The 6,318-nt window shown below is 72.6% G+C and carries 6 protein-coding genes and 1 pseudogene; 3 read left to right on the forward strand and 4 right to left on the reverse strand.

From position 1 onward, the window contains the following. The 3 genes from A6Q79_RS13825 to A6Q79_RS13835 form a co-directional block, all read right to left on the reverse strand. On the reverse strand, positions 1–250 hold a 250-nt coding region (locus tag A6Q79_RS13825; RefSeq protein ID WP_317698632.1), incomplete at its 3' end, for a hypothetical protein. 33 nt (positions 251–283) lie between these two features. Continuing rightward, the gene (locus tag A6Q79_RS13830) at positions 284–937 is read right to left on the reverse strand and encodes an FAD:protein FMN transferase (RefSeq protein WP_317698633.1); all 654 of its coding nucleotides are present in this window, start codon (positions 935–937) and stop codon (positions 284–286) included. Next, the gene (locus A6Q79_RS13835) at positions 934–1,215 is read right to left on the reverse strand and encodes a hypothetical protein (protein ID WP_169795974.1); all 282 of its coding nucleotides are present in this window, start codon (positions 1,213–1,215) and stop codon (positions 934–936) included. The genes A6Q79_RS13830 and A6Q79_RS13835 overlap by 4 nt, the downstream gene beginning before the upstream one ends. Positions 1,216–1,346: 131 nt before the next feature. On the opposite strand from A6Q79_RS13835, the gene A6Q79_RS13840 reads away from it, so the two are divergent. After that, positions 1,347–2,699: an FAD-binding oxidoreductase gene (locus tag A6Q79_RS13840; protein ID WP_286690221.1), complete on the forward strand. Its 1,353-nt coding sequence runs from the start codon at positions 1,347–1,349 to the stop codon at positions 2,697–2,699. 181 nt (positions 2,700–2,880) lie between these two features. Continuing rightward, on the forward strand, positions 2,881–4,305 hold the full coding sequence (locus A6Q79_RS13845) for an ATP-binding protein (RefSeq protein WP_193786272.1): 1,425 nt from the start codon (positions 2,881–2,883) through the stop codon (positions 4,303–4,305). A gap of 40 nt (positions 4,306–4,345) precedes the next feature. On the opposite strand, the gene A6Q79_RS13850 is transcribed toward A6Q79_RS13845, so the two are convergent. Continuing rightward, positions 4,346–6,040, reverse strand: coding sequence for an acyl-CoA dehydrogenase family protein (locus A6Q79_RS13850; RefSeq protein ID WP_286690220.1), 1,695 nt, complete (start codon positions 6,038–6,040; stop codon positions 4,346–4,348). Positions 6,041–6,114: 74 nt separating this feature from the next. Here A6Q79_RS13850 and A6Q79_RS13855 point away from each other — a divergent pair. Next, positions 6,115–6,318 (forward strand): annotated as a pseudogene (locus A6Q79_RS13855) (PaaX domain-containing protein, C- domain protein); the annotation flags it as partial.

The following is a 6,318-nucleotide window of genomic DNA, read 5'->3' on the forward strand; positions in this document are numbered from 1 at the left end:
GCTCAGCGAGATCGACCATCCCGAGGAGGCGATTTTCATCGTTTCCGGGGTCGAGCGCGATACCATCTCCCTGCCTCGTTTCACCGGCGACGAGAGCATCATCGAGTTTTCCGAGGGCGAGGGGTACACCACATCTGAGATACTCGCGATCGAGGCCTTCGTCGCCAACGGCGGTACAGTGCTGCTGATGGACGACTTCGGCTACTCCAGCAACCTCGCCGACCAGTTCGGACTGCAGTACTCCGGGCACAGGCTGTACGACGAGGGCTCCTACGCCGCCGAGCTAGGTGCCGACTATGTCTGGCTCAACACAGCCTCGGCGTTCAACTTCACCACCAACTCGGGTTCTCTGGCTAACATACACCCATGCCTGAAGGATCTCGACGAGGACGGCGTGGCCGTCGAGCGCGTGCCCCCGGCGCGCCGCCTCGTCGGCCGTCCACGCCTTCGCCACGGCACCGAGGTCGAGCCCGACGCCCGCCGGGACCCCCACCAGCCGCAGCTCGGGGTCGACGCGGACGCTGCGCCAGTCACGTCGGAGCGGCCAGCTCGGTCGGTGGAGCGCCTCCAGCTGGCCGAGGCCGGTCCGCGTCCCGGCCGCGCGACCTCGGGGCGCGGCCCGCACCACGTCGAGGTCGGCGTCGTAGCCGAGTGCTGCCAGGTCGGCGCCGAGCGTCGGGTCCACGGCACCGTCGGTCGCGCGCGCGGCCTGCAGGGCCACCTGGACCAGCTCGACGGTCAGCGCCGACGCCGGCACCAGACGGCCGCCGTGCCGAGCGACCCGCACCAGCTCGGCATCGTCGCGGAACCGGCTCACGGCGGCGTCGACGTCGGCCATCAGGTCGCGGACGACGCGCTCGGCGCGGTCGGGCGAGCCGCCCTCCACGGTCACGGACACGGTGCACGACCAGGCGTCCCACCGACGCACGGCGCTCATGACGCGTTGCTCGACGCGTCGCCCTGGCCGCTGGAGCTGCCCTGCTGCAGGCCGCTCCCGCCCTGGTCCGAGCTGCTCCCCTGGTCCGAGGTGCTGCCCTGGCTCGAGTCCTGGGGCGACGTGCTCCCCGACGTGCCCGACGTCGTGCTCTGCTCGACGCTCGCGGCGGTCGAGCTGGTCTGGGCGACGACGGCCGCGAAGCCGCCGGTCGCCACCACACCCAGCACGCCGGCGCCGACCGCCATGCGGCGGGCCCTGGTCCTCACGTCGGTCCTCATGCCGTCCTCCTCGTCGGTGCCGCTCCTGCGGCGGCACCACGAGCATCGGGCGGGACGGGTCAGCCCCAACCCAACCGGACCTCAAATCCACGTCAAGAACGGCGAGGCGTCGCTCGTGGCACGATCGACGGGTGAGCCTCGACGACCTGCCCGCGGCGATCGTGCAGACCGACCCTGACGTCGTGGCCGGGTTCGCGCACGACGAGGCGCGACTGGTGGAGCGCTCGACGCCTGCCGCGGTGCTGTCGCCGCGCGACACCGACGAGGTCGCCGCCTGCCTGCGGGCCGCGCGGGCGGCCGGGCTCACGGTCGTCACCCGCGGCGCCGGCACGGGGCTGGCCGGCGGCGCGAACGCTCCGGCGGGCTCCGTCGTGCTGAGCACCCGACGGCTCGACCGCATCGTCGCGATCGACGTCGAGGAACGGGTCGCCGTCGTGCAGCCCGGCGTGCTGACCGGCGACCTGCGCGCGGCGGTCGAGGAGGTCGGGCTGTTCTACCCGCCCGACCCCGGCAGCGTCGCCATCTCGACCATCGGCGGCAACGTCGCGACCGACGCCGGCGGCATGTGCTGCGTGAAGTACGGGGTGACGGGCGACTACGTGCTGGGTCTCGAGGTCGTCCTGGCCGACGGTCGGGTCCTGCGGACCGGACGCCGCACGGTCAAGGGCGTGGCCGGCTACGACCTGACCCACCTGCTCGTGGGCTCCGAGGGGACGCTCGGGGTGATCACCGAGGTCACGCTCCGGTTGCAGCCCTTCCCACCGGCGCCCGCCACCGTCGTCGCGACGTTCGCCTCGCTGCCCGACGCGGGTCGCGCGGTGGAACGGATGACCGCCGACGCGCTCGACGTGTCGCTGCTGGAGCTGCTCGACGCGACCACGCTCCGGGCGATCGACGCGCACACCGGCATGGGGCTCGACGCCGCCGCGATGCTGCTCGTCCAGTCTGACCAGCCCGACCCCACGGCGACGCTCGCAGCCGTGCAGCGGGCGTGCGAGGGAGCGGGAGCGGTCGACGTCGCGGTCACGACCGACGTCGAGGAGGGACGGCAGCTGCTCGAGGCCCGACGTCAGGCGCTGCCCGCCCTGGAGCGGCTCGGCGACTGGCTGCTCGACGACGTGTGCGTCCCGCGGCGCGCGATCGTGGCGCTCGTGCAGGGCGTCGATCAGGTGGCCCGCGCCGAGGGGCTGACGATCGGGGTGTTCGGCCACGCCGGCGACGGCAACATGCACCCGACGGTGATCTTCGACCAGCAGGACCCGGAGTCCGAGGCGGCCGCCCGGCGCGCGTTCGACGCGATCACGGCGCTCGCCCTCGACCTCGGCGGCACGGTGACGGGCGAGCACGGCGTCGGCCGGCTCAAGGCCGGCTGGCTGGCGCGCGAGCTCGACCCCGTCGCCCTCGACGTCCACCGCGCCGTCAAGGCCGCTCTCGACCCGGAGGGTCGGCTCAACCCCGGGAGCGTCCTCGGTGCGAGGCGCTGAGGACACCTGGACGTCTCTGTGGAGGAACGGGCGGGTCGCCCACCGGCCGAGCCGGTGTCGCGCAGGACGGGACAGCCCACGAGCGGATCGCCGATCGCTGGCGACCAAAGAGTACAGTCCAGGAGACTATCACTCATGATAGTCTCCTCGGTGAATCACTTCCCGACCAGAGGCGCGGCACATGTTCGTGGGACGAGAGCAGCAACTGCGGGAGCTCACCGACCGCCTCACGTCGGTGCGCGAGTCGACGGACGCGAAGCCCGGCAAGGCCGTCCTCATCCGAGGACGGCGTCGCGTGGGCAAGTCCCGTCTCGTCGAGGAGTTCGTCGAGCGATCCGGGGTGCCCTACCTCTTCTACGCTGCTTCGCGACGCCCCCTGCACGAGGAGCTCCAGCTCTTCGTCGACGAGGTCGCCCGCTCCAACCTCCCCGGCGCGGACACCTTCCGCGACCTCACCGTGACAAGCTGGGACGCAGCGCTTCGACTGCTCGCCAGCGCGACGTCTGACACCGGCAGCATCGTCGTCCTCGACGAGCTCCCCTACGTCATCGCTCAGGACCCTGCGTTCGAAGGCACGCTCCAGACCGTCTTCGACAGGATCCTGTCCAGGCACCGACTGCTCCTCATCGGCATCGGTTCCGACCTGGCCATGATGGAGGCGCTCAGCAGCTACGACCGGCCCTTCCACCAACGTGCCGACGAGATGGTCGTGCCTGCGCTCTCGCCGGCCGAGGTCGCCCGCATGCTCCAGCTCGAGCCCGCCGACGCGTTCGACGCGCACCTCGTCACCGGTGGGCTTCCACTGATCTGCGCCGAGTGGAAGCCCGGCCAGTCCTTGACCGACTACCTGAGAAGCGCGTTCGCCAACCCCACCTCCGCCCTCCTGGTCTCCGCCGAACGCGCCCTCGCGGCCGAGTTCCCCTCCGAGGCCCAGGCACGAACCGTCCTCGGGGCCATCGGCAGCGGCGAGCGTACGTTCACCTCCATCGGGCGAGCGAGCGGCGTCACCGCCGCCAGCCTGAGCCGGGCACTTTCGCTCCTGACGGACAAGCGCATCGTGCATCGGGCCACGCCCCTGTCGACGAAGGCCTCGCAGGAAGCGCGCTACTGGGTCGCCGACCCCTACCTGAGGTTCTGGTTGGAGTTCGTCGGGCCGTACATCCACGAGGTCGAGCGCGGACGTGGCGACCGCACCCTGGAGCGGGTCCAGAGGTCCTGGACGACGTGGCGCGGTCGCGCCATCGAGCCGATCGTCCGTGAAGCGATCGATCGGCTCGGCCTCCCGCTCGGACCCGACGGGTCCGCCGGGGTCGTGGGCGGCTACTGGACCCGCAAGAACGATCCCGAGATCGACATCGTCGTCGCGGACCGGGCACCCACGGCGAAGGCCCTCTTCGCGGTGGGATCCATCAAGTGGCTCGAGAACGCACCCTTCAGCCGCCGGGACTACGACCGCCTCGTCGAGCATCGACGCCAGCTCCCGGGGGCGACTGACGAGACCCCGTTGCTCGCCGTCTCGCGGGTACCGACGCAGATCGACGACGTCACCGTCCTCGGCCCCGCCGAGCTCATCGCCGCGTGGCCGTCCGGCGATCCAGGCGTCTGACCGGACGCGCTCGACCAGCGCGTCCCCGGCCCGGCCGCCGTCAGGTCGCGAGACCAGGCAGGGCCCGCTCGAGGATCGCGCCGGCGTCGACGTCGGCGTCGAGCGTGCCGAACGCCAGCCCGCCGCGCCCGTCGAGCCGGCTCGAGCAGAACGCGTCGGCCACGGCGGGCGAGGAGTGCCGCACCAGCAGCGACGCCTGCAGCGTCAGGGCCATCTGCTCGACGAGTCGGCGCGCCCGGAACTCGATGCTGCCGAGGTCGCGCGCGGCGGCGGCGAGGTCGGCGCCCAGCCTGTCGGCCGCGGCGTCGAGGCGGGCGTCGCCACCGCGGGCGAGACCGATCTCGTGCAGCAGGGCGTCGGCCACGGCCGGCTCGCGACCGAGGGCCCGCAGGACGTCGAGCGCGTTGACGTTGCCCGAGCCCTCCCAGATCGAGTTGAGCGGAGCCTCGCGGTAGAGCCGCGGCATGCCGGACTCCTCGACGTACCCGTTGCCGCCCAGGCACTCCATGGCCTCCGCCGTGAAGGCGGGGCCCCGCTTGGTGATCCAGTACTTCCCGACCGCCGTGCCGATGCGCCGGAACGCCTGCTCGTGCTCGTCGCCGCGCAGCGCGCGGTCGGCGGCACCCGAGAGCCGCAGGGTGAACGCCGTCGCGGCCTCCGACTCGAGCGCGAGGTCGGCAAGCACGTTGCGCATGAGCGGCTGGTCGACCAGCCGGCGGCCGAACGCCGCGCGGTGCTGCACGTGGTGGCCGGCCTCGACGAGCGCCTTGCGCATGAGAGTCGCGCTGCCCGTCGCGCAGTCCAGCCGGGTGCAGCTGACCATGTCGATGATGGTGCGCACGCCGCGGCCCTCCTCCCCCACGAGCCAGGCGACGGCGCCGTCGAGCTCGGGCTCGGACGAGGCGTTGGAGCGGTTGCCGAGCTTGTCCTTGAGCCGCACGACGTGGAAGCGGTTGCGCGACCCGTCGGGCAGGATCCGCGGGACGAGGAAGCACGACAGGCCGCCCGGCGACTGCGCGAGCACGAGGAACACGTCGCACATGGGCGCCGACGTGAACCACTTGGCACCGTGCAGCGTGAAGACGCCGGGCTCCTCGGTCGGCTGCGCGACGGTGGTGTTGGTGCGCACGTCGGAGCCGCCCTGGCGCTCCGTCATGCCCATGCCCGCGAGCAGTCCCTGCTTCTGGGTGGGCACGCGCAGACCGGGCTCGTACACGCGCGACGTCAGGAGCGGCTCGTACACCTCGGCCAGCGCCGGGGCGTGCCGCAGCGCGGGCACGACGGCGTAGGTCATCGTGACCGGGCACCCGTGGCCGGCCTCGGTGTGGCCCCACACGAGACTGCCCGCCGTGCGCGCGACGTGGGCGCCCGCACGCTCGTCCGCCCAGGCGGCACCGCCGAGCCCCTCGGAGATCGCGGTGTCCATGAGCTGGTGCCAGGCGGGGTGGAACTCGACCTCGTCGACCCGGTTGCCGTAGCGGTCGACCACGCGCAGCTCCGGCTCGAAGCGGTTGGCGTCCTCGGCCCAGCGCTGCGCCTCCGGGCTGCCCGCCAGGCGGCCGAGTCGGCGCACGTCGTCCTCCGCCCAGCCGGCACCCTCCCGGTGCAGTGCCTCGACGAGCGCGACGTCGGCCGAGGCGTCGTAGGGCGCGAGCGGCGGCGCCTGGTTGGCGTCGGCACCGGTGACCGTGCCGGGGCGGACGTCGCTGACGGGGCGGGGCGGGGTGAGCGTCATGGTCCAAGCATTGCATCATCGTGACAGTTGTCAAGGATCTGCAAGGCCGATCTGCAAGGATGGAGACTGTGCGCATGGACGTCCGCCCCCTCAGCGCCCGGTCGATCGTGCTGAGCCTCATGCTCGCGGTGCACCCGCCGGAGATGACGCCGGCGCAGCTCGTGGCCTCCGGCGAGGTCTTCGACGTCCCCGAGTCGACCCTCCGCGCCGCCCTGACCCGCCTCGTCGCCGCGGGCGACCTCGAGCGCTCGGGCGGCACCTACCGCATCGGCGCCCGG

The organism is Aeromicrobium sp. REDSEA-S32_B7, assembly GCF_001626145.1.
GTDB lineage: Bacteria > Actinomycetota > Actinomycetes > Propionibacteriales > Nocardioidaceae > Aeromicrobium > Aeromicrobium erythreum.

Excerpts from the sequence above, each read along its gene's own strand:
- A6Q79_RS13835 (WP_169795974.1), bottom strand. The coding sequence starts at position 1,215 with ATGAGGACCGACGTGAGGACCAGGGCCCGCCGCATGGCGGTCGGCGCC.
- A6Q79_RS13830 (WP_317698633.1), bottom strand. The coding sequence starts at position 937 with ATGAGCGCCGTGCGTCGGTGGGACGCCTGGTCGTGCACCGTGTCCGTG.
- A6Q79_RS13850 (WP_286690220.1), bottom strand. The coding sequence starts at position 6,040 with ATGACGCTCACCCCGCCCCGCCCCGTCAGCGACGTCCGCCCCGGCACG.
- A6Q79_RS13845 (WP_193786272.1), top strand. The coding sequence starts at position 2,881 with ATGTTCGTGGGACGAGAGCAGCAACTGCGGGAGCTCACCGACCGCCTC.